General features: G+C 49.8%; 26 protein-coding genes. 21 read left to right on the plus strand and 5 right to left on the minus strand.

Annotation, left to right across the window (positions count from 1 at the left end; translation table 11 throughout):
* Window positions 1-4 precede the first annotated feature (4 nt).
* From lepB to acpS, 6 genes are all read left to right on the plus strand, one after another.
* Window positions 5-1,060, plus strand: a complete 1,056-nt coding sequence (lepB, locus tag IB286_RS06100; RefSeq protein ID WP_190763527.1) for a signal peptidase I — start codon at window positions 5-7, stop codon at window positions 1,058-1,060.
* A gap of 91 nt (window positions 1,061-1,151) precedes the next feature.
* The gene (locus IB286_RS06105) at window positions 1,152-1,523 is read left to right on the plus strand and encodes a DUF4845 domain-containing protein (protein WP_190763528.1); all 372 of its coding nucleotides are present in this window, start codon (window positions 1,152-1,154) and stop codon (window positions 1,521-1,523) included.
* Window positions 1,523-2,209 (plus strand): ribonuclease III, encoded by a 687-nt coding sequence (gene rnc / locus IB286_RS06110; RefSeq protein ID WP_190763530.1) that lies wholly within the window; start codon window positions 1,523-1,525, stop codon window positions 2,207-2,209. The genes IB286_RS06105 and rnc overlap by 1 nt, the downstream gene beginning before the upstream one ends.
* Window positions 2,202-3,110, plus strand: coding sequence for a GTPase Era (gene era, locus IB286_RS06115; RefSeq protein WP_190763533.1), 909 nt, complete (start codon window positions 2,202-2,204; stop codon window positions 3,108-3,110). Before rnc ends, era begins: the two co-directional genes overlap by 8 nt.
* Before the next feature lie 6 nt (window positions 3,111-3,116).
* Window positions 3,117-3,851, plus strand: a complete 735-nt coding sequence (recO, locus tag IB286_RS06120; protein ID WP_190763535.1) for a DNA repair protein RecO — start codon at window positions 3,117-3,119, stop codon at window positions 3,849-3,851.
* The gene (acpS, locus tag IB286_RS06125; protein WP_190763537.1) at window positions 3,848-4,231 is read left to right on the plus strand and encodes a holo-ACP synthase; all 384 of its coding nucleotides are present in this window, start codon (window positions 3,848-3,850) and stop codon (window positions 4,229-4,231) included. Before recO ends, acpS begins: the two co-directional genes overlap by 4 nt.
* Here acpS and IB286_RS06130 read toward each other — a convergent pair whose 3' ends face one another.
* Window positions 4,232-6,910, minus strand: a complete 2,679-nt coding sequence (locus tag IB286_RS06130) for an ATP-binding protein (RefSeq protein WP_190763539.1) — start codon at window positions 6,908-6,910, stop codon at window positions 4,232-4,234.
* Between the two features lie 118 nt (window positions 6,911-7,028).
* On the opposite strand from IB286_RS06130, the gene cysM reads away from it, so the two are divergent.
* The 6 genes from cysM (at window position 7,029) to IB286_RS06160 (ending at window position 14,009) form a co-directional block, all read left to right on the plus strand.
* Window positions 7,029-7,934, plus strand: coding sequence for a cysteine synthase CysM (cysM, locus tag IB286_RS06135; protein ID WP_190763541.1), 906 nt, complete (start codon window positions 7,029-7,031; stop codon window positions 7,932-7,934).
* A gap of 18 nt (window positions 7,935-7,952) precedes the next feature.
* The gene (gene relA, locus IB286_RS06140; RefSeq protein WP_190763543.1) at window positions 7,953-10,181 is read left to right on the plus strand and encodes a GTP diphosphokinase; all 2,229 of its coding nucleotides are present in this window, start codon (window positions 7,953-7,955) and stop codon (window positions 10,179-10,181) included.
* A 2-nt stretch (window positions 10,182-10,183) separates the two neighbouring features.
* On the plus strand, window positions 10,184-10,987 hold the full coding sequence (gene mazG / locus IB286_RS06145; RefSeq protein WP_190763545.1) for a nucleoside triphosphate pyrophosphohydrolase: 804 nt from the start codon (window positions 10,184-10,186) through the stop codon (window positions 10,985-10,987).
* A gap of 247 nt (window positions 10,988-11,234) precedes the next feature.
* Complete coding sequence (gene adk, locus IB286_RS06150) at window positions 11,235-11,879, plus strand: adenylate kinase (RefSeq protein ID WP_190763547.1); 645 nt, start codon at window positions 11,235-11,237, stop codon at window positions 11,877-11,879.
* 137 nt (window positions 11,880-12,016) lie between these two features.
* Window positions 12,017-13,003, plus strand: coding sequence for a ferrochelatase (gene hemH, locus IB286_RS06155; protein ID WP_190763549.1), 987 nt, complete (start codon window positions 12,017-12,019; stop codon window positions 13,001-13,003).
* A gap of 133 nt (window positions 13,004-13,136) precedes the next feature.
* Window positions 13,137-14,009: a hypothetical protein gene (locus tag IB286_RS06160; RefSeq protein WP_190763551.1), complete on the plus strand. Its 873-nt coding sequence runs from the start codon at window positions 13,137-13,139 to the stop codon at window positions 14,007-14,009.
* Between the two features lie 106 nt (window positions 14,010-14,115).
* Here the strand turns inward: IB286_RS06160 and mobA are convergent, their stop codons facing one another.
* Window positions 14,116-14,697 carry a molybdenum cofactor guanylyltransferase MobA gene (gene mobA / locus IB286_RS06165; RefSeq protein WP_190763553.1) on the minus strand — a complete coding sequence of 194 codons (582 nt, stop codon included), beginning with the start codon at window positions 14,695-14,697 and terminating at the stop codon, window positions 14,116-14,118.
* A 52-nt stretch (window positions 14,698-14,749) separates the two neighbouring features.
* On the opposite strand from mobA, the gene tsaB reads away from it, so the two are divergent.
* The 4 genes from tsaB to IB286_RS06185 all read left to right on the plus strand — a co-directional run bounded on the left by tsaB (window position 14,750) and on the right by IB286_RS06185 (window position 18,578).
* Window positions 14,750-15,439, plus strand: a complete 690-nt coding sequence (gene tsaB / locus IB286_RS06170) for a tRNA (adenosine(37)-N6)-threonylcarbamoyltransferase complex dimerization subunit type 1 TsaB (protein ID WP_190763554.1) — start codon at window positions 14,750-14,752, stop codon at window positions 15,437-15,439.
* A gap of 82 nt (window positions 15,440-15,521) precedes the next feature.
* Window positions 15,522-16,322 (plus strand): undecaprenyl-diphosphate phosphatase, encoded by an 801-nt coding sequence (locus tag IB286_RS06175; protein WP_190763557.1) that lies wholly within the window; start codon window positions 15,522-15,524, stop codon window positions 16,320-16,322.
* Between the two features lie 12 nt (window positions 16,323-16,334).
* Complete coding sequence (locus IB286_RS06180; protein WP_223826140.1) at window positions 16,335-17,234, plus strand: NAD(P)-dependent oxidoreductase; 900 nt, start codon at window positions 16,335-16,337, stop codon at window positions 17,232-17,234.
* Between the two features lie 48 nt (window positions 17,235-17,282).
* Window positions 17,283-18,578: a M18 family aminopeptidase gene (locus IB286_RS06185; RefSeq protein WP_190763559.1), complete on the plus strand. Its 1,296-nt coding sequence runs from the start codon at window positions 17,283-17,285 to the stop codon at window positions 18,576-18,578.
* A gap of 71 nt (window positions 18,579-18,649) precedes the next feature.
* Here IB286_RS06185 and IB286_RS06190 read toward each other — a convergent pair whose 3' ends face one another.
* Entirely contained in the window at window positions 18,650-19,441 is a 792-nt protein-coding gene (locus tag IB286_RS06190; protein WP_190763561.1) for an enoyl-CoA hydratase/isomerase family protein, read from the minus strand.
* A 105-nt stretch (window positions 19,442-19,546) separates the two neighbouring features.
* Here IB286_RS06190 and IB286_RS06195 point away from each other — a divergent pair, with 105 nt between their 5' ends.
* Both IB286_RS06195 and IB286_RS06200 read left to right on the plus strand, forming a co-directional pair.
* Complete coding sequence (locus IB286_RS06195) at window positions 19,547-20,677, plus strand: tRNA-queuosine alpha-mannosyltransferase domain-containing protein (RefSeq protein WP_190763563.1); 1,131 nt, start codon at window positions 19,547-19,549, stop codon at window positions 20,675-20,677.
* 57 nt (window positions 20,678-20,734) lie between these two features.
* Window positions 20,735-21,754 carry a tryptophan--tRNA ligase gene (locus IB286_RS06200; RefSeq protein ID WP_190763565.1) on the plus strand — a complete coding sequence of 340 codons (1,020 nt, stop codon included), beginning with the start codon at window positions 20,735-20,737 and terminating at the stop codon, window positions 21,752-21,754.
* 77 nt (window positions 21,755-21,831) lie between these two features.
* On the opposite strand, the gene IB286_RS06205 is transcribed toward IB286_RS06200, so the two are convergent.
* Window positions 21,832-23,955: a TonB-dependent receptor gene (locus IB286_RS06205; RefSeq protein WP_190763567.1), complete on the minus strand. Its 2,124-nt coding sequence runs from the start codon at window positions 23,953-23,955 to the stop codon at window positions 21,832-21,834.
* Window positions 23,956-24,224: 269 nt separating this feature from the next.
* Between IB286_RS06205 and IB286_RS06210 the strand changes: the two genes are divergently transcribed.
* From IB286_RS06210 to IB286_RS06220, 3 genes are all read left to right on the plus strand, one after another.
* A complete protein-coding gene (locus IB286_RS06210) occupies window positions 24,225-24,524 on the plus strand; it encodes a HigA family addiction module antitoxin (RefSeq protein WP_190763569.1) in 300 nt (99 codons plus the stop codon).
* Window positions 24,525-25,069: 545 nt separating this feature from the next.
* Window positions 25,070-25,696 (plus strand): hypothetical protein, encoded by a 627-nt coding sequence (locus IB286_RS06215; protein WP_190763571.1) that lies wholly within the window; start codon window positions 25,070-25,072, stop codon window positions 25,694-25,696.
* A 98-nt stretch (window positions 25,697-25,794) separates the two neighbouring features.
* Window positions 25,795-26,247 (plus strand): hypothetical protein, encoded by a 453-nt coding sequence (locus IB286_RS06220; RefSeq protein ID WP_190763573.1) that lies wholly within the window; start codon window positions 25,795-25,797, stop codon window positions 26,245-26,247.
* A gap of 19 nt (window positions 26,248-26,266) precedes the next feature.
* Here IB286_RS06220 and IB286_RS15415 read toward each other — a convergent pair.
* A partial coding sequence (locus IB286_RS15415) for a hypothetical protein (RefSeq protein ID WP_223826141.1) occupies window positions 26,267-26,464 on the minus strand: 198 nt, incomplete at its 5' end.

The raw sequence follows: 26,464 nt of genomic DNA on the forward strand, positions 1-26,464 counted from the left end.
TTCGATGGTCAATCTGATTTTACTGGCGGTTTCTGTAGCGACCCTGTTGATTTGGGTGTTACAAGAAGTGAAAGGGCGAAGCCAGATGCGCACCGCATTGAAGTGGTGTGTTGAAAAGAAAACCGCCACCGATGCGACAACCTTGCGCCTGCAAGCTTATCCTGGTTGGTTTGAGTGGAGCTTTCGCTTAGTTGCCTTCGCCTGGTTTGTTTGGGTGATCAGTGTGGTCATGATCAAGGATGGCGATTTTGCCTTGGCCTTGGTGGTGTTAACCATTTTGGCCGGCATCATCACCTTTATTGATCGTTTCGTGTTTCAAAAAGCCCGCGAGGCCTTTGTAAACGCGGGTAACGTCGCCGCCTATATTCACAACTACATGAAAGACGAGCAGGCCGCGCTCAAACACGATTTTGGTGGGCAACTGCCCATTGCAGAGAATGCGCGTTCTTTTTTCCCAGTGCTGTTGGTGGTGCTGGTCTTGCGCTCTTTCGTAGTTGAGCCATTTCAAATTCCTTCCGCCTCTATGGTGCCCAGCCTAGAAATTGGCGACTATATTCTCGTTAATAAATTTGATTACGGCCTGCGTTTGCCGGTAGTGGGCACTAAGATTCTCGAGGTGGGCGAGCCCCAGCGCGGCGATGTAATGGTGTTTTTTCCGCCCGATGACAAGCGTTATTTCATCAAGCGCGTAATCGGTTTGCCGGGCGATACGGTTCGCTATGTCAACAAACAACTTTATATTAACGGCGAAATTGTGCCGCAAACCTTGGTGGCTGAAGTGCCGCCGATGAACCCGATTACGCAAGTTTTACGTGAGCAATTGGGTACTGTAGAACATCAGATTCATCACGATAAACGCATTTATCGTGGTGATTTTGAGGTGGTGGTTGAGCCGGGTCATTACTTTATGATGGGTGATAACCGAGACAATAGCAGTGATAGCCGAGTGTGGGGGCAGGTGCCGGAAGAGAATATCGTCGGCAAAGCTTTTGCTATCTGGATGCACTGGCAGTCGTTTTCGGAATTGCCGGGCTTTGATCGGGTAGGACGGATACGCTAGCGCAATGGAGTGCAGTGCCGCAGCGCCGCAAGGTTATGCGGAAGTGTAAAAGGGCTGGGAAACCGGCGGTGTTTTAAAAGGGAGATAACACATGAAACATTCACAAAAAGGCGTCGGCCTTGTTGGTATTTTGATCATTGTAGCCGTGATGGGAACGCTGGGTGTCAGCAGTGTTCGTCTAGCACCGGTGTACATTGATAACTGGTCGCTGAACAACATTTTGAAACAAGTTGTGGAAGCGCAAAATAATACTGAGACCTCACCGGCTCAGGTGCGCACTGCGATTTCCAAGCAGTTCACCACCAACCGCGTTGAAACCATTAAGGTTTCCGACATCACCATTCAGCCTGACGGCAATGTGATTTTGGTTGATGCGTCCTATGAAAAGCGTGTGCCGCTGCTGTTTAATATTGATGCGGTGGTGAAGTTTGAAGAAGTCCGCTATGAGATTCAGCGACGTTAATGACTCCTGAGCTCGAAAATTTCTGTCGTCGTATCGGTTATCAATTTGCCGATGAACAGCTGTTGCTGCGTGCGCTTAGACACCGTAGCTGTGGTGCAGATAATAACGAGCGTTTGGAGTTTCTCGGTGATGGTCTGCTCAACCTGATTATTGCCGAGAGCCTGTTTCACCGTTTTTCCGATGTCAAAGAGGGGCAGCTCAGTCGCCTCAGAGCCAATTTGGTTAATGGCGTAACCCTGTCTGAGTTGGCGACAGAAATGGAATTTGGCGCGGTGCTGCAATTAGGCGAAGGTGAGCGTCAAAGCGGCGGTCGCCAGCGGGCATCGATTCGTGCCAATGCGGTGGAGGCGGTGATCGGGGCAATTTATCTCGACAGCGATTTTGCCACTACACAACAAAAAGTGCTGACTTGGTATGGCTCCCGCTTGGAAGAAATCGATCTCGCTGAGCCGCAAAAAGATGCCAAAACGCGCCTGCAAGAATGGCTGCAAGCTAGGGGCAAGGCTTTGCCGAGCTATACCTTACAAGCCAGTGAAGGGGCGGATCACGCCCAACAATTTCATATTGCCTGTAAAGTTGCTGCGTTGAAAAATGCAGTTATTGCTACCGGTAGCAGCCGTAAAAAAGCGGAGCAGGCGGCGGCACAACAGGTTTTAGAACTCCTCGAAGGTAGCCAGAATGGATAATGTTGAGCCGGTATCACGTTGCGGTTTTGTCGCAATTGTCGGTCGTCCCAATGTGGGTAAGTCCACTTTGCTCAACCATATTCTCGGCCAAAAGCTGAGCATCACTTCACGCAAGCCACAAACCACAAGACACCAAGTGCTCGGTATTAAAACCGAAGGCGAGGTGCAAACTATTTATGTGGATACGCCCGGCCTGCATCTGAAAGAGCAGAAGGCGATTAACCGCTATATGAATCGCGCTGCCAGCTCGGCGTTGAATGATGTTGATGTGGTGCTATTCCTAGTGGACCGAGATCGCTGGACTGAAGAAGATGATTTGGTGCTTCGTCATTTACAAGGTGTGGAGTGCCCGGTCATCTTGGTTATCAACAAGGTCGATCGCTTGGCAGAAAAGAATGCCTTGCTGCCCTTGATTCAGCAGTATTCTGAAAAATATAAGTTCGCCGATATTATGCCGGTGTCGGCCCTGCGCGGACATAATCGGGAAGATCTGGAAGCCATGATCACCCGCTATTTGCCCGAAGGTATTCATTTTTATCCCGAAGATCAGATCACGGATCGCAGTGAGCGCTTTTTAGCGGCCGAGTTGGTTCGCGAAAAAATTATGCGTCAGCTTGGGGAAGAAGTGCCTTATTCGATGACCGTGGAAATTGAAGAATTTAAAGCGGGCCCGAGATTGACGGAAATCAGTGCGCTGATTCTGGTAGAGCGGGCCGGGCAGAAAAAAATCCTGATTGGTGAGGGTGGTAGCCGCCTGCGTCAAATCGGCTCAGAAGCGCGCCGCGATATGGAAAAAGCCTTCGACTGCAAGGTGATGCTACGCTTGTGGGTGAAGGTCAAATCGGGCTGGTCTGACGATGAACGCGCCCTGCAAAGTCTGGGCTATACCGAAATAAAATAAGTTCCCGTGCAACGCGTCGACCTGCTTCCTTGTTTCATCCTCCACGTCCGGCCGTACCGCGACACCAGTGCCATCATTGATGTTTTAAGCGAACACCACGGCCGTTTGAGCTTGGTGGTGAAAGGGCTGCGCGGCAGTGGTAAGTCTCGCCAAAGTTGGCGGGCTGCCTTGCAGGCCTTTAATCTTTGCGCCTTATCCTGGCAGGGGCGTGGCGAATTGAAATCCCTATTGGATGTGCAGCCGCTAAGTCGGTTTTCTCTGAGCGGTGAGGCGCTTTATTGCGGCTTTTATCTGAATGAGTTACTTGAGCGCACCCTGCATCGCTACGATCCGCACCCGGAAGTTTTTCACGCCTATAAAACGTGCCTTAACGCCCTTGGCGAATTAAAACTTTCTGACGACCCCAAACTGCAAATGGTTGCCTGTCTTCGTCAATTTGAGTTTTCCTTGCTGGAAGAAATTGGTTACGGTCTTTCACTTGGGTGGTGTGCCGACAGTGGTGAGGCGGTACAGGCTGAGCGGCAGTATTGTTATATTCCAGAGCAGGGTTTGCGGCCTGCCCAGACTCACGACGAAGTCGTGTTTGCCGGATCGGTACTATTGGCGCTTAGCGATTTAGACTGGGCGCAACCGGGGGCGCTAGCTGCGGCAAAAAAATTAACACAGATGTCGCTGCAGCCCTTGCTGGGAGATAAACCCCTGCAAAGCCGGCGTTTATTTCAAGAGGGGATGAAACTGTGATTCTTGGGGTGGGAACAGACCTACTGGATCAAAAGCGAATTGAGCAGACCGTTTCTCGTTTTGGTCAGCGCTTTGTGCATCGCGTGCTTAATGAACAAGAACGCGAACAATATGCCCGTGCAAGCAAGCCGCTGAACTTTTTAGCCAAGCGTTTTGCTGTGAAAGAGGCCGCCTCAAAAGCGCTGGCGGTTGGGATTGGGGCGCAGGCAAATTTGCATGATTTTACCGTGGTAAAAAGCGCATCTGGGGCTCCCAGCCTGCAAATCACCGGAGTGGCCGCAGAAACAGCAAACGCGCTGGGCGTCACCCATGCTCATGTGTCTCTGAGCGATGAAACGCCCTTTGTACTCGCCTTTGTGGTGCTGAGTAGATCCACCTGATTATTCAAAAAGAACGTCTAGATCGAATTCTTCTCGCCATTGACAGAGCAATTCTGCTTCATCAATAACCAGTTTTAGCGCCCGCTGCAGTTCGGGCGTGGACTCAGTGAAAACGCTATTTCCCAAACTCGGCCCCAGTAATTCTTCCAGTGTTTCAACGGCGGCTTTTAATTTCGGAACCCCGGTATAGCAACACGCGCCCTTTAAGTGATGATTAATCTGGCTAATCGAAGTCCAGTCATTCGTGTTTTGGGCGTGGCGAAGCTGTTCCAATTGGCTGGGTAAATCGTTCAGCATAATGCCGAGCATTTCTTTTGCCATTGCCGGACGCTGCTTGGCGAGCTGTAAACACAGTTCTATATCGACTGGGCGCTCGGTGGTGTCACCATTGAATGCGGATGGATTGACCTCTTTAACCAATAAATAGCGCTCAAAGATCACGCGCAATTGGGTGTCGGTAACCGGCTTGCTGATAAAGTCGTTAATGCCTGCCTTGCGCAGTTGCAGCGGATCGTCTGGCGCAAGGTGGGCGGAGACCAAGACGATAGGCGTATTGGTGTTCGCGCCCTGATGACGAATCGCGGTGCTGGTATCAATGCCGTCCAGCTGGGGCATTTGAATGTCCATCAAAATTAAATCAAAGCGTTCGCTAAGGCAGCGTTGAATGGCTTCGGGGCCATTTTTTGCGGTGACGGTAGCAATACCAAACTGGCTCAAGGCGTCCGACAAAAACAATAAGTTTGCTGGATTGTCATCAACTAACAACACGTGGTTGCCGCTAAATTGCGGTTCATTGGTTTGGGCTTTTCGCCCGCGATAAAGCGCATCAAAAAGCTGGCAGTGATTCACTGGTGCCGGAAGCAAGGCGGCTTTTTGGGGTAATTCGGTTTTGGGACAGGGGCTAATAACCACCGTATTATCCCGATCGACTTGCGGCAAAATAGATTCGGTATCATTGCAACCCAAGGCCAGCAGGCGGTAGTCGGTGTGACTGTCCATCGCGTCTAAACTGTCGGCGGCAACAACCTTGATCCCCCAACTTTGCAGAAGTTTTTGCAAGGCGTTCTGTTGCAGAGGCTGGGTAGCATAGAGCGATACAGATTTGTTCTGCAGCCGGTTAAATGGGCGCAGCTCTAAGGTGGTATTGCTAATGGGAAGGTTGAGTGAAACCCAGAATAGGGCACCTTTTCCGGTTTCACTTTCCACCCCAATTTCGCCATGCATTTGTTCAATAATGCGTTTGACGATGACCAGTCCCAAACCGGTGCCGCCATATTGGCGCGTAATCGAGGCGTCTGCCTGACTGAAGTCACGAAACAGCTTCTTCTGCTGTTCGCCCGAAAGTCCAATGCCGGTATCCGTGACATTAAAATTAAGGGTGACCATGCCCTGTTCAAAATGGCTCGCACTGACCGAGATAATGACATGGCCGTGCTGGGTAAACTTAATGGCGTTGCTCACTAAGTTGGTGAAAACCTGCTTGAGTCGGAGCGCATCAGATTCCACAGTTTCTGGCACGTCTAGGTCAATATCTAGAATCAGATCCAGTTGCTTGTCTAGGGCGGCGGGGGCCTGCATTTGCAGGGTTTCTTCCAGAACATCACGAATACTAACCGGGCCTTTATCCAGCACCAGCTTGCCCGCTTCCAGTTTGGAAAAATCCAGAATGTCGTTAATGATGGTGAGTAGATTACCCGCCGCAATACGAATGGATTCAGTGGATTGATGCTGACGTTTATCCAGCTCGGTTTTCAGCAAGACATTACTAAAGCCGATAATGGCGTTGAGCGGGGTGCGGATCTCATGGCTGGTATTGGCCAGAAACTCAGATTTGATACGGCTGGCCTCTATCGCTTCCCGGCGGGCCAGATCCAGTTCTATGTTTTGAACCTCTAAGGTTTCCAGCGTGTTGTGCAGGTCGGTGTGGCCCTGCTGAATAGAGTTCTCAAGCTCAGACAAGGCTTGCAAGTGCGCCTGACGTAGATTGTTTACCAGCTCGGCGATATCACTGAGACTGTCGTCGCCGGCAATTTGCAGGTAAAAATTATGCTCGCCCTTAATGAGTCGTTCCAGTGCGCGGCGAATAGATTTGGTGTCTTGATTCAGTCTTAGGTTGATATACAGCGCCAGTATTGCAGCGATACACAAGGCCGCAGTAATACCCAGCGAGCTGACCAGTAAGGTCTGATATTTGGATAATTGGTAATCGTGATTGTGGAATCCAATCTGCACCCAGCCCAGTGGCGCGTGAAAATCGGCTTGGGTTAATGCTGGGCCGTACACGGGTCGAGTTAATTGAAAATAGCGGCCTTGTTCATTGGTGGGGAGTTCAGCTGACTCGGTAAATTCTGGCGCGGGCAGCACTGGGCCGCTTTGTAAAAGTAATTTGGCCTCAGCATCATAGATCGCCACGCTTCTTGTGCCCGGCGATTCCAGCAAGCTGTTTGCCATGCGGCTGAGTCCCGCTTTGGTCGACGCCTGTGAGCTGGTGTCTTCCAATATGGGGCTAATCAGCGCGCTAAATTCCCGCACGGTACCTTCGGCGCGGTCGCTCATTAGTTTATTGATATTGCCGATTTGGTTGTTGACGATAAATCCACCAAAAATCAGGCATAGCAAGGTAATGGGTACCAGGCCCATTAACAAAATCAGTGTTCTTATGCTCAGGCGTTTGCGCATTGCTGGAGCCGAATCCTCTAGCAGTGGTATTATCGTGTCGTCTTTTTACTTGGCCGCACTATCATACTCCACCCTGATGGATTCTCCATGCCGCCAGTGCTTCAAGGTTGTTGTTTTTATGGCTGATTTTCCCACCATCGAGCATTACGTCGGTAATACCCCGTTAGTGCGTCTGCAGCGTTTGCCCGGTCAAACCAGCAATACCATTCTGGTTAAGCTGGAGGGCAATAACCCGGCTGGCTCTGTAAAAGATCGTCCGGCTATGAGTATGATTCGTCGTGCTGAGCAGCGCGGTGATATCAAACCCGGTGATACTCTGATTGAGGCCACAAGCGGCAATACCGGTATCGCCTTGGCTATGGCGGCGGCGATCAAAGGCTACAAAATGAAGCTGATTATGCCCAGCCATATGAGTTTGGAGCGCAAGCTGGCCATGGCCGCCTATGGCGCTGAGCTGATTGAGGTCAGTCAGGAGTCAGGTATGGAAGGCGCGCGTGATCTCGCTTTGGAGATGCAGGCGCGGGGCGAGGGAATTGTATTGGATCAATTTGCCAATAGTGATAATCCCCGCGCCCACTATGAGGGAACCGGCCCGGAGATTTGGCAGCAAACTGGGGGGCGGATTACCCATTTTGTCAGTTCGATGGGAACCACTGGCACCATCATGGGGGTTTCCCATTATTTGAAAGAACAAAACCCGGCAATCGAAATTGTGGGTTTGCAGCCTGATGACTGCTCCAGTATTCCCGGAATTCGCCGTTGGCCAGAAGCCTATTTGCCAAAAATTTATGAGGCGCCGCGGGTTGACCGGATTATCGATATGGACCAGCAAACGGCGGAAAACACCATGCGGGCCTTGGCCGCACAAGAAGGCATCTTCTGTGGGGTGTCATCGGGTGGTGCGGTGGCCGGTGCTTTGCAATTGAGTCAACAAGTTGAAAACGCGGTGATCGTGGCCATTATTTGTGACCGTGGAGATCGCTATCTTTCGACGGGTGTTTTCAACGATGCGCTCCAGCCCTAAGGCCTATGGTTAAGCTACATGGTTAAAGTTCGCGAAGATTATCCCCAGCACGAAGATGGCAGGGTAGACCTGCAGCGCTGGATTGATCGTCTGCCGATAGATCGTCAGCATATTGATTGCGAAGAGCTCAAACGCGCTTTTGAGCTTGCCGAACGCTGTGCCGAATTGCCGTCCACCAAAAAGCATGGCGATGTCGAATCCGACAGCTTTCTTACCGCCCTTGAGATGGTGGAAATCCTCGCCGATTTACATCTTGATCAGCAGAGTCTTATCGCTGCCACGCTTTACCGTGCGGTGCGGGAAGGTCAGCTCAGTATTGAACAGTTGCGCGATGAGTTTGGTGCTGTTGAAGCCAAGCTGGTTGACGGCGTGTTGGGCATGGCGGCCATCTCCAAGGTCAATGCCCAGCTCGATACGCCGGTATTGGGGCAGTCTGAAGCTCAGAGTGAAACCATTCGTAAAATGCTGGTGGCGCTAGTAGACGATGTGCGCGTGGCACTGATCAAACTCGCCGAACGGACCTCGGCGATTCGTGCGGTAAAAGATCGTCCCGACAAACGCGAGCGCGTTGCCCGTGAAGTCTTTGATATTTATGCGCCGTTGGCTCACCGCTTGGGTATCGGTCATATCAAATGGGAGCTGGAAGATTTGTCTTTCCGCTACCTCGAGCCGCTGGCCTATAAAAAAATTGCCAAGCTGCTGGATGAAAAGCGCTTAGACCGGCAGCACTATATTGATGATGTGATAGATAGCCTGCATAAGGCGCTTGAAGCCGATGGCATCGAGGCGGAAATCGCCGGGCGCGCCAAACATATCTACAGTATTTGGCGCAAAATGCAGCGCAAGGGCATAGGCTTTTCTCAGGTCTATGATATTCGCGCCGTGCGAGTGATGGTGCCCGACCTCAAATCTTGCTACAGCGCACTGGGTTTGGTGCATGGTTTGTGGCGCAATATCCCCAATGAATTTGACGACTATATCGCCAACCCAAAAGAGAACGGCTACCGCTCATTGCACACGGCGGTAATCGGGCCGGGCGGTAAGGTCTTGGAAGTTCAGATTCGTACCCGTGCCATGCACGAAGAGGCCGAGTTTGGTGTTTGCTCGCACTGGATGTACAAGGGCACCGATAAAACCGCCCGCAATACCAGCGCCTACGACGAAAAAATCGCTTGGCTTCGCCAAGTTCTTGATTGGCATGAAGAGACCGGCAGCTCCAGCGATGTGGCGGAACAATTCAGCCATACCCTAGAGCGGGTTTACGTTTTCACGCCAGAAGGCCATGTGGTCAATTTGCAAAATGGCGCTACGCCGCTAGATTTTGCTTATCACATTCATACCGAGGTCGGTAACCGCTGCCGGGGTGCCAAGGTCAATGGGCGTATCGTGCCTTTAACCTACACTCTAAAAACCGGTGAGCGCGTTGAAATCTTAACCGGTAAAGAAAGTAGTCCGCGTCGCGATTGGCTGCAAACCAATCTGGGTTATTTAAAAACCAGCCGTGCCCGCAGCAAGGTGCAACACTGGTTCCGTCAGCAAGCCAAAGAAGACAATATTCAGGCTGGTCGCGCGCTGATCGAAAAAGAATTTAAACGTCTGGCGCTGAATAGCGTCGACTATAAATACATAGCCGATCAGCTTAATTGCGCCACCGTCGAAGACCTCTATGCCTCATTGGGGGCAGGTGATATCAGTACCGCTCAACTTATCAAATTGGCCTATCGTTTAACCGGTCAGGACGTTGATAAAGACGAGATTGCGCCCAAGATTCGACTGCCGAGCTCCGCTAAAGAAGGCCAAATTCGGGTCAGTGGTGTCGGTAATTTAATGACCCATTTTGCCGGTTGTTGTAAGCCCCTGCCGGGTGAGGCTATTGCAGGTTATATCACCGTTGGTCGTGGCGTTAGCGTTCACCGCCAAGACTGTAGCAAATTGCTGCAATTACAGAGTGTAGAGCCGCATCGCATTATCGCGGTGGAATGGAGCAGCGAGCAGAAAACCACCTATCCGGTCGATGTGGAAATTGTCGCTTACGACCGCCAAGGTCTGCTGCGCGATATCACCAATCAACTCGCCAGCGAGAAGGTGAACGTGACCGCCATGAATACACTCAGCGATTCATCAGAGCATACCGCCACCATGCGTATTCGTATGGAAATTAGCGATCTTGCCGCGCTTTCCGACTTGTTTAACCGCCTGAATGGCCTGCCCAACGTCATTAATGTTAAGCGGGTAAGGGAATCTTGAGTATGTATCAGATGGAGGACTTACTGGCGGTAATGAGCCGGCTTCGCGATCCTGAAACCGGATGTCCCTGGGACCTGAAACAGACCTTTGCCAGCATTGCGCCCTATACACTAGAAGAAACTTACGAGCTAATTGATGCGATTGAACAAGGCGATCAAGCTCAAATTCCCGGTGAGCTTGGTGACGTCTTGTTTCAAGTGGTGTTTTACAGCCAGCTAGGTAAAGAGCAGGGTGCATTCGACTTTGCTGAAGTAGTACACGGCATTACTGACAAATTACTGCGCCGCCATCCCCATGTTTTCCCCAACGGCACCTTAGACGAGCAGCGTGAAGGCGAGGCACCCAATGAGCAGGAAATCTGGGCGAAGTGGGAGCAAATCAAACAGGAAGAGCGCAGCGAAAAAGCACTGCACAGCCTAATGGATGATATTCCCAAGGCGCTGCCGGGAACTAGCCGCGCCAGTAAAATGCAAAAACGCGCCAGCCAGATCGGTTTTGATTGGCAGAATGTAAGCGATGTTGTGGCTGCACTGCGCGCCGAGTTGTTTGAGCTAGAAGCCGAGCTGCACAGCAATGATAAAGACGCCTTGGCAGATGAAATGGGCGATGTGCTGTTTTCCGCTATTAATCTGTGTCGTCACCTTAAGTTAGATGCAGAAGCGGTACTTCGCGCTGCCTCTAACAAATTTGAGCGCCGTTTTCGCTTTGTGGAACAGCGGGCCAAGGAGCAGGGCTTGGTGCTGGATAATACCCACAACCCGCAATTAGATCGGTTTTGGACCGAGGCGAAGCAGTCAGGACTGTAATTCAGCGGCTAATAGTCGGCCTGAGAAATTCATAATTGCTAACAGAAAATGTCGCAAATGACGGCTAAAATTCTGTTTCTTGCTGGGTTCTGTAGCAAAAATCAAGCACCGCTTAGACAAAAGTAGACTTGTTTGATTAGGCTTTGCTGTGTATTGTGTCCGGCTTTCATTGCCACCAGATCAATGACCTCAGAGGGTCTGTCCTTTTGAGAGCCAACGTTTTTTTATCTTTGGAAGGAGGCGCTCCATGCGCGTGATTCTGTTAGGACCACCGGGTGCAGGTAAAGGCACACAGGCCCAATTCATTTGCGAGAAATTCGCGATTCCCCAGATTTCAACGGGTGACATGCTGCGGGCAGCGGTAAAAGCGGGCAGTGAGCTGGGCCTGCAGGTTAAAGAAATCATGGCGACTGGCGGTTTGGTTTCAGATGAAATCATTATCGGTTTGGTAAAAGAGCGCATTACTCAAGCGGATTGCCAAAACGGCTTTTTGTTTGACGGCTTCCCACGCACCATTCCCCAAGCTGAAGCCATGCTGGAAGCCGGTGTGGATATCGACAAGGTTCTTGAAATCCAAGTTGCCGATGAAGATATCGTTACCCGTATGAGCGGTCGCCGCACCCACGAAGCATCTGGCCGTACCTACCACGTTGTTTTCAATCCACCCAAACAAGAAGGTGTGGACGATGAAACCGGCGAAGCACTGATTCAGCGCGAAGATGATCGCGAAGAAACAGTACGCAACCGCCTGAAGGTGTATCACGAGCAAACCAAACCGCTGGTTGCGTTCTACAGTGATCTGTCTGGCGACAAGGCACCTCAGTACGCTTCAATTAATGGCGTTGGAACAGTGGAAGAAATCACTGGCCGCGTACTGGAAGCGCTGGCTTGATTGTTTTTTTCACCATGTAATTTGAGAAAGGCACCTTGCGGTGCCTTTTTTGTTTCAGCAAAGTCTTATCTTGATCATCCGTCACTGAGTAAAATGCGTACTGCACGCTAAACTCGGCTTCTGGGAAAAGCACAACAATGAAATCTGCGATTATTCTGATCAACCTCGGTACACCGGACAAACCTGAGCGTAAATATGTAAGAACGTTTCTAAAGGAATTTTTGTCTGACCGCCGAGTTGTGGAAGTGCCGCGTCTGCTGTGGATGTTGATTCTTTATTTAATCATCCTGCCGTTTCGATCAGGAAAAGCCGCCAAGGCTTATAAGCAAATCTGGTTTGGCGATATTTCACCTCTCAAATTTTTTTCGCAGGAACTAGCGCAGGGCGTAGAACAAAAAATCCGAGAGCAGTACCCACAGCGCGACATCACAGTTCGCCTCGCCATGACCTATTGCAATCCATCAATTCCTAGCGTGCTGGATGAACTTCGTGAATCGGGCGTGGAAAATTTTTTATTTCTGCCCTTGTACCCACAATATTCAGCGACCACCACGGCAGCGTGTATGGATATCGTGGCAGATTATTTTAAAAAATGTCGCGACATTCCCCAGTGGAGTTGGATTCGCAATTACCACGATCATCCCGCATATATCCAAACACTGGCGCAATCGGTCGCAGATTATTGGCAGCAAAATGAGCGCGGTGAAAAATTATTGATGTCCTTTCACGGCATTCCCAAGCGCAATGTCGATTTAGGCGACCCTTACCAACAACATTGCGAACAAACCGCTCAGAACTTGGCTGATGCACTGCAACTTAATGCAGAGCAGTGGCAAGTAACTTATCAATCTCGCTTGGGTAAAGCCGAGTGGTTACAGCCCTATACCGATAAAACATTAGAAGCTTTACCTGCGCGGGGCGTAAAAAACTTAGATGTTATTTGCCCTGCATTTGCAGTGGAATGTTTGGAAACGCTGGAAGAGATTGACGGCGAAGGACAGGAAATTTTCAGGCATAGTGGCGGAGAGCGTTTTCAATATTTGCCGTGTTTAAACGACAGTGAATTACATCAAGATTTGATGCTGGAATTGTGTAAGCCGTTCTTGGATTCATTAAAAGCTTAGCGCTACCTTCTAATTATTATGTGTAGATTGTTGGCAAAACTCTCTGATTTTTCTGATTAAAATTTGCACTAATTTTTTTCTGTGCTATTTTTAGCCAGAAATTTGCAAACTTTATTCTGTAAGGAGAATAAAAATGCCAGCAGCAAAAGCCAAACGTAAAGCTTCAGCCGCACCTAAAAAAGCCAGCACTACTGTAAAAAAAGCGGTACGCGCTAAAGCCAAAGCCCCACGTGCGGCAGCAAAAAAAGCTGCGGCGAACGTTTCCGTATCGGCTATGCCGGTTGTGGTAAAAGCGGAACAAGGTTTGAAAAAAATTGAAGCGATGATCGAAAAAGATCGTCAGGCATTGGCAGCGGCCAAGCAAAAATTAGAAGCGGCTAAAGCCACCGCAAAAACCAAAGCAACGGCAGCCAGCAAAAATGCCTCAAAACGTGCGGCGGCAGCAGCAACAAAAGCCAGCGCGAAATTGAAAGCGAGCCGTGCCAAACTGACTATGGGTCAGCGTGCTGTTGTTGTGGCTAAAGCAGAAGCGAAACTAAAAGCCTCTGAACAAGCAATTATGCAGAAGGTGCAGGAGCGCGCTGCGGCATTGGCTAAAAAAGCAGAAATGGATTTGGCGAAAGCGGTCGCGCTGTTTGAAAAGCGTTTTATGAAAAAGCGTGCGGCAGAAAACAAAGCCAAAGTTTCTCAGATTCAAAAGAAATTGGTTGCTAAGCACAAGCAAGCAGTTAAGCAACTCTCCAGCAAAACTACCGCGCCAAAAAAATCCGCAGCTAAGGCTGCAGTGAAAAAATCTCCGGCAAAAAAAGCGGCGGCTAAACCTGCAGTGAAAAAAGCCCCAGCGAAGAAAGTGGCGACTAAAAAGACTCCAGCCAAAAAGGCCCCAGCTAAAAAAGCAGTAGCGAAAAAAACGGCGGCTAAATCCGCAGTGAAAAAAGCCCCTGCGAAGAAAGCAGTAGCGAAAAAAGCACCGGCTAAAAAAGCGGCGCCCAAAGCGTCAGCCTAATGTAAAAATTGCTCCGCAGATTTCAGCGAAGCAGTAAAAAATTGAAAGGGGGTTTAAGCTAGGGAGCTTAGGCTCCCTTTTTTATTTAATAAGCGAACGGCCGAATTTAATTGAGATCTTCGGGTGTATTAAGATTTTTAAATCCATCCGGCTGATCTGAAAAGTCGACGGCGACCGCCCCTTGATCGCGGTACCAGTGCCGGACACTGCGTTGTCCTTCTGCCAAGTATGTTTCGAGAGCGGGCAGGGTATTTCGGTTTATCAACGCGAATAAATATTGCCCCTGTGCGCCATCGTGGGCATAGCAGATCGAGGCATTCTTCTCCTTGGCGGTGTCGAATAAGCGATTCAATAATGATTTCGGCGGCGCGGGACTGTCGCAGGGCAGCACTAATATCCAGTTTTCCTTCGCTAGTCGTAATCCCGACTGAATTCCCGCTAAAGGTCCGTTAAATCCAGGCAGCTCATCATTCACCACTTGGCCATAACGCGCATATTGTTCGCTGTTGCGGTTGCAACTGATCACGGTTTGCGAGGCCAGTTGTGTAAAGGCATTCACGCCACCAGAGATTAAGGGTTTGCCCTGCCAATCTAATAAACCCTTGTCGATCCCCCCCATACGTCGGCCCTCGCCACCGGCGAGTATAAGTAGGGTGAAAGGGTGTGTGTTTTGCTGAGGCTTATTCATGTGGCTGTGCTATGATCCGCTGGTTTGTGCAGTTATATCACTGATTTTTCCCATGTCGAATCCCACACCGAAAATTCTTGCTGTCGATGCCAGTACAGAGGCCTGTTCTGTTGCCTTGTTGATTGATGGCGAATTGCGTGAAGACTTCAGAGAGTTACCGCGCGCCCATACGCGTTTTTTACTGCCGATGATTGATGAAATGTTGTCGGCAGCCAACATCAAACCTGCTCAGCTCGATGCCATAGCCTATACCGCAGGGCCGGGATCGTTTACCGGCTTACGCGTTGGCGTGGCCACGGTTCAAGGTTTGGCTTTTGCTGCGGGTGTGCCGGTGATTGGTGTTTCTACCTTGCACTGCATGGCTCAGGCGTGGGCAGATCAATACGGCCACGATCGTCAGGGTGAGGCTATTATCGCCTGTCTTGATGCGCGCATGGATGAGGTCTATTGCGGTGAATTTATTATTGGCGAGCAGTTATGCCAGCCGCTGCGCGAAGATCGACTGTGTAAGCCGGAGCAGTGGGATTTTTCTCGCACCGACTACGCGGCAGCGCTAGGTAGCGGGTGGGTTTATGCGCCACGTTTAGCTACAAGCCCGGCTATTGAAACACTTTTGCCTGACTGGTCTCCACGAGCCTCTGCGGTTGCGCAAATTGCCTTGGCTGCTTTTCTTCGTGGAGAGGCGCAATCGCCAGAACAGGCACAGGCTGTTTATCTGCGTGATAGCGTTGCTTGGAAATAAAAAGCCTGGAAATAGAGAGCCTGGAAATAAAAAGCTTGGAAATAGAGAGCTTGGAAATAAATAGATAAGGAATAAAACCGAAATGGATTGGATTCAAGCAATCATCTTAGCGGCAATTCAAGGGCTTACAGAGTTCCTGCCGATCTCAAGTTCCGGCCACCTTGTATTACCGCAAACATTGCTCGGCTGGCCTGATCAGGGCTTGGCGTTTGATGTTGCCGTGCATGTCGGCTCGCTGTTAGCGGTGGTTTGGTATTTTCGTCGCGATGTTCAGGTTTTATTGACGGCTTGGGGTGGCAGTATCGCGCGACGCCAGCTCAATGCAGATAGCCGTTTGGCATGGCTGGTTATTCTCGCCACCATTCCGGCAGTTGTCGCCGGCCTGTTATTTAACGACATTATCGAAACGCAGCTCCGTTCGGGTTGGGTGCTGGCAACTACTACCTTGGTCTTCGGCGTGGTGCTTGGTGTGGTAGATAAAACCTCCAGCCATCGCTTGGATATTGCCGATATCGGCATAAAAATCGCCTTGATAGTGGGTTTTGCCCAAGCCCTTGCCTTGGTGCCCGGCACTTCGCGTTCAGGGATTACTATCACTGCGGCCTTACTTATGGGCTTGAATCGCCGTGATGCCGCGCGCTTTTCATTCCTGCTTTCTATGCCGATTATCGCCGCTGCTGGCAGCTACAAACTACTTGAGCTGGTGCAGTCTTCCATGCCGATCGACTGGTTTGATTTGTCGCTGGGTTTTGTGGTGTCGGCGGTGTGTGCCTATATTTGTATTCGCTTGTTTATGGGTTGGATAGAGCGTATTGGCATGATGCCCTTTGCGATTTACCGGGTGATTCTCGCGTTGGTGCTATTCGCGATTTTAATGAACTGACAGGAAGTAATCATGAGCAGCCTGACAAAAGTCGCTTTTATCGGATTGGGAACCATGGGTTTTCCCATGGCGGGGCATTTATCTCGCCACACCGCAGAGAAGGGCTTTGAGCTGACGGTATTCAACCGCAATCCTGCAGTGCGCGATCGCTGGGCTGCCGAATATGCGGGTGTGGTCGCCGGTTCAATAGCTGAGGCCGCGCAAGGGGCTGATGTGGTTGCCATTTGCTTAGGTGCCGATCAGGATGTGCGCGAGGTGCTTTGCGCCGAGGGCGGGGTGTTCGATGCAATGGCGGAGAACGGCATTGTGGTTGATCACTCGACAACATCCGCACAGCTCGCCCGCGATATGGCCGAGGTGGCCAGTGCCAGAGGCAAATATTTTATTGATGCGCCGGTTTCCGGTGGTCAGGCCGGGGCCGAAAACGGCGTACTAACCGTAATGGCAGGGGGGCAGGCGGCGGCTTTTGAGCGCATTGAGCCGGTGCTTAAATCCTACTCTGCTCGCTATAAATTATTGGGCGACAGTGGCGCGGGCCAATTGGCAAAAATGGTTAATCAAATTTGTATTGCCGGTTTGTTGCAGGGCTTGGCTGAGGGGATGCACTTTGGTACTCAGCAAGGCTTGGATATGAATGCCGTGGTAGAGGTGATCTCTGCAGGTGCCGCCCAATCTTGGCAAATGGAAAACCGCGCTGGAACCATGCTGCAGGGCGAATTTGAATTTGGCTTTGCGGTAGACTGGATGCGCAAAGATTTGGGCTATGTTTTGGATGAAGCCCGCCAACAAAAGCTATCCTTGCCCGTTACTGCCTTGGTCGATCAGTTTTATGCGCAAGTGCAGAATTTAGGGGGTGGGCGTAAAGACACCTCGAGTTTGCTGCTAGCTTTGCAAGCAACAAGTCAGAAATAGTAGTGTTGCCCGTAAATAGATTTGAACAAAAGCCGATCAAGAAAAACTATGACTCAAACCCAATTATCCCGCGATACTTTTAATCAACAATTACTGGCATTCCTTGATGCCAGCCCAACGCCATTTCATTGTGTGGCGGAAATGTCTCGGCAATTGTTCGAGGCGGGTTTTGTTCGCTTACAAGAATCCGCTGAGTGGGATTTAGCGCCGGGCAGCTATTTTGTGACCCGCAACGATAGCTCTATTGTCGCATTTCGAGTCGGCAACGCGCCGGTAGAGGAGAGCGGCTGGCGCATGGTGGGTGCGCATACCGACAGCCCCTGTTTAAAGGTAAAGCCCAATCCTGAAATTAAAAAGCAGGGTTACTTACAGCTCGGCGTAGAGGTTTACGGCGGCGCATTATTGAACCCTTGGTTTGATCGTGATCTCGGCTTGGCCGGTCGCGTAAACTATCGCGATCAAAAAGGGCAGTTGCAGAGCACCCTGATTGATAGTGGCCGTGCCATTGGTGTGGTGCCCAGTTTGGCGATTCATCTCGATCGCGAGGCGAATAATAGCCGTAGCGTGAATCCTCAAACCGATTTGCCGGTATTGATTAGTCAGCCCAATGATGACTTCAGCTTTGTTGCCCTGGTAAAACAATTACTGCTTGAGCAGGGTGTGACTGAAGTTTCAGACGTCTTGGCTCACGAGTTATGTTTTTACGACCGACAAGGTGCCGCGCTGATCGGCTGGGAAAACGAATTTATCGCCAGCGCCCGTTTAGATAATTTGCTGTCTTGTTTTATCGGTTTGAAAGCCCTGCTTGAGGGCGATGCAAGCCAACACAGCGTGTTGGTGTGTAACGATCACGAGGAAGTTGGCAGTATGTCCAGCAGTGGCGCGCAAGGGCCGATGCTGGAATCGGTGCTGCGCCGTATCGCCGGCACTGAAACAGCGTGGCAGCGCGCTATTTCCCGCTCCAATATGATCTCTGCGGATAATGCCCACGGCATTCATCCCAACTTCAGTGACAAGCATGACGCCAATCACGGCCCGCTGTTGAATAAGGGCGCCGTAATTAAGGTGAATGTGAATCAGCGTTATGCGAGTAACAGCGACACCATGGCGAGCTTTAGAGAGCTGTGCTCTCGATTGGGTGAAACCGTGCAAAGCTTTGTGGTGCGTTCAGATATGGCCTGCGGCAGTACAATTGGCCCGATTACGGCCTCGGCAATTGGTGTTGCCACGCTGGATATTGGCGTGCCAACCTTTGCTATGCACTCTATTCGTGAGCTGGCGGGCAGCAAAGATGCTAGCAGCCTGTATCGCGTACTGAGCGGGTTTTATCAGCGTCTGGTTTGAGATTATTAGTATTTAAGAACCCGCTCCGGATTTCCCAGAGCGGCTTTCTCTAAACTTATTTGCCCTTAAGCTTATTTACCTTGGAAAACGGGTTTACGTTTTTCTGCAAAGGCGCGAATACCTTCTTGACCATCCACCGCATCGATCAACGCAGAAATACTGCGGCTTTCCAGCTCTAGCTGCTTTTCAAAACCATTTTCAAAACTTTCCAGCAGCAAGGCTTTGCTCTGGCCAAATGAGCGAGTAGGGCCCTGTGCCAATTGCTTGGCCAGCTTGCTGGCTTCTTCCAGTAAATCGGCATCGGCGACAACGCGAGTCAGCATTCCCCATTCCAGCGCTTCAGCGGCGCTAACCACGCGATTGGTATATAGCATTTCCTGGGTGCGGCGCATGCCGATCAATCGTGGCAATAAGTGGCTGGCACCACCATCTGGGCTCAGAGCCACACCGGTATAGGCTAGCGTGAATTTGGCGGACTCTGCGGCAAACACCATATCGCCAGATAGCGCCAAACTTAAGCCGGCCCCTGCCGCCGTACCATTAACCGCCACAACCAAGGGCGCACGCATCCGAGCAAAGCGGCTATTGGCGCTATGTAATGCGGTGGTTACTGCTTTCAGCAAGGCACCTGCGCCAGCGCCGGCTTCAATGAAAGAGGGCAGATCGCCACCGGCGGAAAACATTTTGCCATTGCTGGTTAATAGAACGGCACGCACCTCTGGATCGCTGTCGCACAGAATGGCCGCTTCACAAAGCTCTTCTGCCATTTTCAGGTTAATACTGTTAGCGGCATTGGGGCGGTTGAGGGTGATCGTAACCAGTCCATCAGATTTGCTGTAATTCAGGGTGTCGAATTGGCTCATTATGTTCTCCAGTCTACTGACTATTTAATCCGGCTTTAAAAAGCGTTTTTATCATCTTGGCGGTATAGTGTGACCGCACTAAAGTTGTGGTTGCCCAGAGGTCTTATGCGCGTTTTATTACTTTCTGCTTATCACGCTCAAAGCCATGCGCTGTGGGCTCAAGGTTTGCAGCAAAGCCTTCCTGACTATTCCTGGACGGAGCTGCATTTAGCGCCGCGCTATTTTAATTGGCGACTGCGCGGTAATAGCCTGAGCTGGGCATTTGAAAACCGCGACATACTATCACAGGACTACGATCTACTGATTGCTACCTCGATGTGCGACCTCACCGGCCTGCGTAGTTTTATTCCCAGCCTGTCTCGTATTCCTAATATCTTGTATTGCCACGAAAATCAGTTTGCCTACCCCGAATCCAGCCAACAGCAAGGGCGTTTGGAAAACCAAATGACCACGCTATACAGCGCGCTCAGTGCCGATTGTGTGATCTTTAATAGCCACTATAACCGGGAGAGTTTTATACAGGGTGTGACCGCACTGCTGAAAAAAATGCCTGATCATGCGCCCTTCGAGAAGGTAAATGAGCAACTGCAAAACAGCTGTGTGATTCCCGTTGGTGTTGCTGGGGCCGGCCTTTCTCCGAGCAAGCGTATGGCGGGTGAACAGCTCTCTGTGCTGTGGAATCATCGCTGGGAATATGACAAGGGGCCAGACACGTTGTTGTCGATTGTTGAGGCTTGTGATCGTACGGGCTTGGCTGTGGATTTCAGTATTGTGGGGCAGCAATTCCGCAATCAGCCGCCGGCGTTTTCAAAAATTCACCAAGTGATTTCAAGCAGTTCTAGTCTGAGATTGAAGGACTGGGGGTTTGTCGAGAAACCACAAGCCTATCTGCAATTACTGTCTGCTTGCGATGTGGTGTTGTCCACCGCACTCCATGATTTTCAAGGCTTGTCCGTGCTAGAGGCGGTAGCGCATGGCTGTACGCCAGTATTGCCCAATCACTTGGTTTACCCGGAATGGTTTGACTCAGAATATTTCTATCAACACGATGGCGGGGCGGAGGCTGTGCTTGAGATGTTGCTCCTGCGTTTACAAGACAAGCAAGGTGGTGATTTGCCCCAGCCAGATGTTGCGCGTTTTGCCTGGCCGGTGCTGGCTCCGCTATACAAAGCCTGTATCGACAATGTGCTTTCACGGTTTGTTAATTGTTCCGTACAGGACGGGCGAGTATCATAGCGGCTTTTAATTTGCGCGCAGTACGGCGTGCAAAAGAAGTTCATAACAGGATTGGAAATGGCAGTAGAGCAAGCAAAGCAGAGAGTACTGACGGGAATCACCACCACCGGTACGCCTCATCTGGGAAATTATGTAGGGGCGATTCGTCCCGCCATCAATGAAAGCCAGAGTGCTGACTTTGATAGTTTCTTTTTCCTTGCCGATTACCATGCGCTGATTAAATGCCAGGACCCAAAACTTGTGCATCAATCGGCGCGTGAAATTGCCGCCACGTGGATTGCGCTGGGCTTGGATACCGATCGCTGCACCTTTTACCGTCAGTCCGATGTGCCTGAAATTACCGAATTAAGCTGGATTCTGAGCTGTGTTTGCGCGAAAGGTTTAATGAACCGCGCCCACGCTTACAAGGCGGCGGTGCAGGAAAACGAGGACAAGGGCGAAGATGCTGATTTTGGCATCACCATGGGCCTGTTTAGTTATCCGGTATTGATGGCGGCGGATATTCTGGCCTTCAACGCCAATCGCGTGCCGGTGGGGCGTGATCAGATTCAACACATTGAAATGGCGCGGGATATGGCCCAGCGTTTCAATCATATTTATGGTGACACCTTTGCTCTGCCAGAAGCGGTTATCGATGACAATGTAGCGGTATTGAGCGGCCTTGATGGCCGCAAAATGAGTAAAAGCTACGGCAATACCATTCCCTTGTTTTTGCCAGAGAAAAAGCTGCAGAAACACATTAATAAAATCAAAACGAATCTGTTGGAGCCGGGTGAACCCAAAGATCCCGATACCTCAACCGTGTTTGAAATCTGGTGCGCTTTTGCCGATCAATCACAGCGCCAAGAAATGCGGGCAAAGTTTGAGCAGGGCATTGCCTGGGGACAGGCCAAGAAAGATCTGTTTGAGTTGATCAACAGTGAATTGTCAGAGGCCCGCCAGCGCTACGAAGAAATTATCGAAGACGGTACCCAGCTAGATGCCGTACTGGCGGCGGGCGCTGAAAAAGCCCGTGCTGAGGCGGCAAAATTGGTTTCTAAGGCCCGCAAGGCAGTGGGCTTGGCCTCGTTCGCCTAATTGCTGGTTCACGATATAAGGAAAAGGGCTTCTATTTAGAAGCCCTTTTTATTTGTGCTGTGGTTACCGAAATACTGTTAGTAGCGTAAGCCTAGCTCGATAAATACCGCGCGGGGCTCGCCAACAAAATATTGGTAATTACCAAAGGAGTAGCGAGCGCGCTCGGCGTAATCCACATCGCCCAAATTGTTGACGCGAATAATGCTGTAGGCATTGTTTTTGTAATCCTGCTGCCAGCGCAGATTCACCAAGGTATGACCGGGGTAGGTGTGGTCATTGGCGTCATCGAGGAAATATTCACCGGTATAGGCCGCTTCCAGGGTAAGGCGGCTGGAATCGGTCATCTTCCAATTTAATTGGGTGCTGGCGGTTTTGCGCGGGGCAGAAGTTAAATCATTGTACTTATTGGCCAGAACATCATTATTAAAGGTGTGTTTCGCATAGGCCGATTGTAAGGCCCAGCTCACCGTGTTGGTCAGTGCCCAATCCATACTGAATTCCACACCGCGACTGCGGGTGGCACCGCCATTAAAGTTATTGCGGTTATTGTCCTGAATAATCAGCTCGTCTTTTTCCATAAAGTAAGCATTGAGCTGCCAGCTTAAGCGTGACCACTTGGTGCGCAGGCCCAGCTCGATGCTGTCTAGCGATTCTTTATTCAGGTCAGTACTTTGCTGAGTAGCTTGCAGGCGATACATCTCGCTGGCCTGTGGTGCGCGGAAGCCATGAGCGGCGTTAACGAATAAATCGCTGTAGTCGGTCATATTCAGCAAATAACCAATACGGTAAGAGGCGTTGCGGAACTGGTTTACATCATCGGATGGGCGGGAGAAACGGCAGGCCCCCGTTGGGTTTGAAGCGGTGACAGGGCATGGCGTTCCATCCTCAGCAAAATTGCCGTCAACCATCAGGTTATCGTAATCGTATAACTGAATGTCGTAGCGAATTCCCATGCTTAGTTGATTTGACTCGTTAATCTGCCAATCACTGCCGATAAACCAAGCGGCATAGATGCTATCTACCTCATAGTCGTAATGTTTGCCCGTAGGAAAAACGCCAGAACTTGGCGCTGATTGCGTCTCTTTTAAATAGGCCTTGGTCAGCTCAGCATCAAAACCATTGTGCAGAGTCAGGTCTTCTGAAGGCTGATGGAAGAAAATGGTTTGTAGTCCTGCGCTACGCTCGCCGTTTTCTTCCAGCGGCGTATTCGGTAGAAAATGCTGCAAAAACTCCATCTCGGTGTAGCGCAGATAGGGGGTTAGTACCAGACGGCTATCATTATTGCCTTCGCGCTCAAAGCGGCTGAAATAACGCACGCTCAAGCTATTCCGGAAGGCTTCGGGATTGCCGTTAAGCTTTTTAAGATCGTCATCTTTATAGGCGTCTTTGCCATTTAAATAGCCGGCGGTTTCTTGATTCAGATTAGACGCCGCCAGTTGCGAGGTGATATTCCACGTTTCGCCTTTATGTAAATGACGCAACGTCATTTTTTGCTGGTCAAAGCCGGAATCATCTTTATAGCCATTATCGCTTTCACCGTGAAAGCTCAGCATCATGCCGCCATCTTTTTGGCCTTCGCCATACTGTAATTTGATGCGGCCGTAATCGTGAGGGCCGGCCTCAACGGCGACATTGCCGGTTTTTTCGCCAGCATCCGGAATCGCAGGGCTAATGACATTAATAACTCCATTCAGAGCATTGCTGCCGTGCACGGCGGTGCCGGGGCCGCGCAATACTTCAATGCTTTGCGCCTGTTCGCTATTGGCGTCAAACAGTTCGTTTACATTACAAAAGCCGGGGCTGCGCAGGGGGATGCCGTCTTCGGCAAAATAAAACGCGCCACAACTGCCAGCGCCAGTAAGTACGCCCGAACGAATAGCGGTGAGATGCTCTTGACCATTGCCACGGCTGATCCAAACGCCGGGTACGCGGTTTAGAATTTCATTGATATGGGTGGAGCCGATACTGCGAATTTCGTCTTGGCCGATAACCGAAATAGAAAGACTTTCCTGCAGCGCTTCACGCTCAATGCGGTTGGCGGTGACTGAAAGGGTTTCCAGTTTTAGCGCCTGCTCTTTCTTTGGTTTTTCCTGTGATTCATCGGCGTGTGCTGCCGCAATCAAACTGCCGCTGATTAGCAAGCAATTAAGGACTCTCAGTGAGGTTTTAGCACCCATATTTTCTTCTCCGGTAAGGCTCATACCCGTATTTTTATGGGGGTGCAGTCTAATGGGCTTTGCAGATTATGAGAAGGGCAGGGAGCAAGAACCTAACTTCTCATTGAAAAGATTGTGTGCCTAACGGAGGGTAGGGGGAGGTAGGGATCAGTGCTTCTCGCTGCCCTTACGTTTGTGTTGGGTTTTATTAAGCTGTCTACGGTTTCGTAAAGTAATAAATGCGACAATTGGAGAGTTACTTTCCGTTTTACCGGTAAGGATACTGAAATTGTTAACTATGAGGATTATCACTAATGAGTATGTATAACCCGGCTCATCCGGGTGAAATTCTTAAGGAGTTAGTAATTGAGCCAACCGGTGTAACAATTACTGATGTCTCTGAGCACCTGAATATAAGCCGTAAAACACTATCTAAAGTTTTAAATGGCCGGGGTTCTATTACTCCAGAAATGGCATTGCGGCTAGAATTGGTATTTAAAAAACCATCTGCAGACCATTGGCTCAGGCTGCAAAATGCTTATGATCTCTGGGTGGCTCGTCAGCATCAGTCTCTGCTGCAAGTTCGCCCATATGAATTTGCAGCGCAATCTTAGCAAGTCCCAGTTTTTACAGACTGAAACTACAATTACAATTACAAAAATGCCCCGCTAGTGCGAGGCATCTTTTGTAATTTGGTACCAGAGGCCGGACTCGAACCGGCACGCTTTTAAGGGCGGGGGATTTTGAATCCGTCACAGCTATTTGCGGCCTCGTAACCTATTGAAAAATAAAGAAAATAATTTATTTTTTCTGTATGATTCTTGTCCTATGACAAATCGTTGCTCTTAAGACGAAAATTTTCTGGCTTGATTGGCCTAGTAATTTGCGCATATCAGCATTTAGTGAATGCTTCAGTCTCCCGGCTCTGGCCACTCCTTGCGGTAGTCTGCTATAAAAAGTGTTGAGTGCTGGAATGCAAGCCAGCCAGGTACAAAAGGAAATTGGTTGGTTAACGCGCACGCTCGTTTTGTTTTTGTGAGCTGTTGGCCGCTAACCTGCAATGCCAGCTGCAGAGAAGTTTTGGTGACAGTATGAAAATCAAAGAAATGATAAATCGAGCGTGCTCGCTATTACAATGTTATAACCCAAGGGGTAATTCATGAGACTATTTCTACTTTTCGTCATTAGTTGCTTCTTGGCAGGATGCTCTGGTACTGGGGGTATTATTGGTGGCTTAGTGCCTGCACCAAAGTTTCTAAAAGGAGAGGTGAATTCGGAGGGGGAGTATATATCTGAAAACAGGGAATTTTCAGTGATATTGCCCCACCCGCCAGAGCGTTCTAAGGATGATAGGTATGAATGGACTTATACGAAAGTACATGAGATTAACGAAGATAACATAGTCGTGGGTGCCGTATTTGGCCCGGCAGCATTCGACTTGAATTTATATCATGCTGTAATTATTAAAGAGTCAGCGAGTCAGCCTCTGGAGCCGTACGTCCAGAAAGTTTTTGATGGAAAGTCGAAAGGTCGAAACAGCAATCTCAGACCAATCGCCGAGCAACAGTTTGATCACCTCTCAAAGAGAGCATTCTATAGTGTCTATGAGTCAGAAAGCTCTTTTCTCATATTGTCTCTAGTTGCTGGCGAAGAATATTTCTACGTGGTAGAGATCGACATTAGTAAAAACTCAGCTCGTAATGTCCCAACCAAGAGTCAACTAATTGATAGGAGTTGGGAGGTTTTCAATCAAATATTTTCAAGTTTTAAGGTTTTGTCCGAGTAAGTTTCAATTAACTACGCGCCTACGGCGCCGGACAGCTAAAAGCGTGGCTTTGCCACAACGCTGCCGGTTATTGAGGTGTTAACTGTCTGAGGAGCCTCATGAGGAAAATATTTACACTGTGCATCCTCTTATTAAATCTTCAACCAGCATTTGCCGAAACTATCAACGCAGAGAGTGCCATTGGAGCTTGGAAGACGCATAGACTCTACCCTTCAGAAGAGCAATTAGAATTACTAAAAAAATTAGGTGCTGATAAGCCTGAAAGAGAAATGGAGTTGCTCATATCTGATGATCTCTCCGTGAAGTTTCGCTACGAGCTTGAAGATGGGGTATGGGATACTTACCATGAGAAGGAAACAAATTTAAAAATCGATGATGGGCTAATTATTATTAAACTATTTCGAAATAAGGAAATAGTCTACAAAATTGCCTTAAGCGGCTACAGCTCAGAAACCGGAGTAAAACTTATATTCGGAACTTTGTTTAAATATTGGAAGGGTGAGGTAATAACTGGATGGACGGTTGGTTTTGAGCCGCGAGACGACAGTTAACAAGCACCTGTTGTCGCCCTTACAAGCCTGGGACAGCGAAAAACGTTGCGCTTATTTTGTCTACCCCAATAGAAAGCAAAAAGCCCAGCTCAATGAGCTGGGCTTTTTTGTAGTGGTACCGGAGGCCGGACTCGAACCGGCACGCTTTTAAGGGCATCGGATTTTGACGTTTATCTATCTGCTTTCGCAGTAGCCGGACTATATCATCACCCTTGGT

Source organism: Spongiibacter pelagi (assembly GCF_014705705.1).
Lineage (GTDB): Bacteria > Pseudomonadota > Gammaproteobacteria > Pseudomonadales > Spongiibacteraceae > Spongiibacter > Spongiibacter pelagi.

What these genes read in the sequence shown, in the direction of transcription:
- lepB (WP_190763527.1), top strand. Translation starts at nt 5, where the DNA reads ATGGTCAATCTGATTTTACTGGCGGTTTCTGTAGCGACCCTGTTGATT.
- IB286_RS06105 (WP_190763528.1), top strand. Translation starts at nt 1,152, where the DNA reads ATGAAACATTCACAAAAAGGCGTCGGCCTTGTTGGTATTTTGATCATT.
- rnc (WP_190763530.1), top strand. Translation starts at nt 1,523, where the DNA reads ATGACTCCTGAGCTCGAAAATTTCTGTCGTCGTATCGGTTATCAATTT.
- era (WP_190763533.1), top strand. Translation starts at nt 2,202, where the DNA reads ATGGATAATGTTGAGCCGGTATCACGTTGCGGTTTTGTCGCAATTGTC.
- IB286_RS06130 (WP_190763539.1), bottom strand. Translation starts at nt 6,910, where the DNA reads ATGCGCAAACGCCTGAGCATAAGAACACTGATTTTGTTAATGGGCCTG.
- cysM (WP_190763541.1), top strand. Translation starts at nt 7,029, where the DNA reads ATGGCTGATTTTCCCACCATCGAGCATTACGTCGGTAATACCCCGTTA.
- relA (WP_190763543.1), top strand. Translation starts at nt 7,953, where the DNA reads ATGGTTAAAGTTCGCGAAGATTATCCCCAGCACGAAGATGGCAGGGTA.
- mazG (WP_190763545.1), top strand. Translation starts at nt 10,184, where the DNA reads ATGTATCAGATGGAGGACTTACTGGCGGTAATGAGCCGGCTTCGCGAT.
- adk (WP_190763547.1), top strand. Translation starts at nt 11,235, where the DNA reads ATGCGCGTGATTCTGTTAGGACCACCGGGTGCAGGTAAAGGCACACAG.
- hemH (WP_190763549.1), top strand. Translation starts at nt 12,017, where the DNA reads ATGAAATCTGCGATTATTCTGATCAACCTCGGTACACCGGACAAACCT.
- IB286_RS06160 (WP_190763551.1), top strand. Translation starts at nt 13,137, where the DNA reads ATGCCAGCAGCAAAAGCCAAACGTAAAGCTTCAGCCGCACCTAAAAAA.
- mobA (WP_190763553.1), bottom strand. Translation starts at nt 14,697, where the DNA reads ATGAATAAGCCTCAGCAAAACACACACCCTTTCACCCTACTTATACTC.
- tsaB (WP_190763554.1), top strand. Translation starts at nt 14,750, where the DNA reads ATGTCGAATCCCACACCGAAAATTCTTGCTGTCGATGCCAGTACAGAG.
- IB286_RS06175 (WP_190763557.1), top strand. Translation starts at nt 15,522, where the DNA reads ATGGATTGGATTCAAGCAATCATCTTAGCGGCAATTCAAGGGCTTACA.
- IB286_RS06180 (WP_223826140.1), top strand. Translation starts at nt 16,335, where the DNA reads ATGAGCAGCCTGACAAAAGTCGCTTTTATCGGATTGGGAACCATGGGT.
- IB286_RS06185 (WP_190763559.1), top strand. Translation starts at nt 17,283, where the DNA reads ATGACTCAAACCCAATTATCCCGCGATACTTTTAATCAACAATTACTG.
- IB286_RS06190 (WP_190763561.1), bottom strand. Translation starts at nt 19,441, where the DNA reads ATGAGCCAATTCGACACCCTGAATTACAGCAAATCTGATGGACTGGTT.
- IB286_RS06195 (WP_190763563.1), top strand. Translation starts at nt 19,547, where the DNA reads ATGCGCGTTTTATTACTTTCTGCTTATCACGCTCAAAGCCATGCGCTG.
- IB286_RS06200 (WP_190763565.1), top strand. Translation starts at nt 20,735, where the DNA reads ATGGCAGTAGAGCAAGCAAAGCAGAGAGTACTGACGGGAATCACCACC.
- IB286_RS06205 (WP_190763567.1), bottom strand. Translation starts at nt 23,955, where the DNA reads ATGAGCCTTACCGGAGAAGAAAATATGGGTGCTAAAACCTCACTGAGA.
- IB286_RS06210 (WP_190763569.1), top strand. Translation starts at nt 24,225, where the DNA reads ATGAGTATGTATAACCCGGCTCATCCGGGTGAAATTCTTAAGGAGTTA.
- IB286_RS06215 (WP_190763571.1), top strand. Translation starts at nt 25,070, where the DNA reads ATGAGACTATTTCTACTTTTCGTCATTAGTTGCTTCTTGGCAGGATGC.
- IB286_RS06220 (WP_190763573.1), top strand. Translation starts at nt 25,795, where the DNA reads ATGAGGAAAATATTTACACTGTGCATCCTCTTATTAAATCTTCAACCA.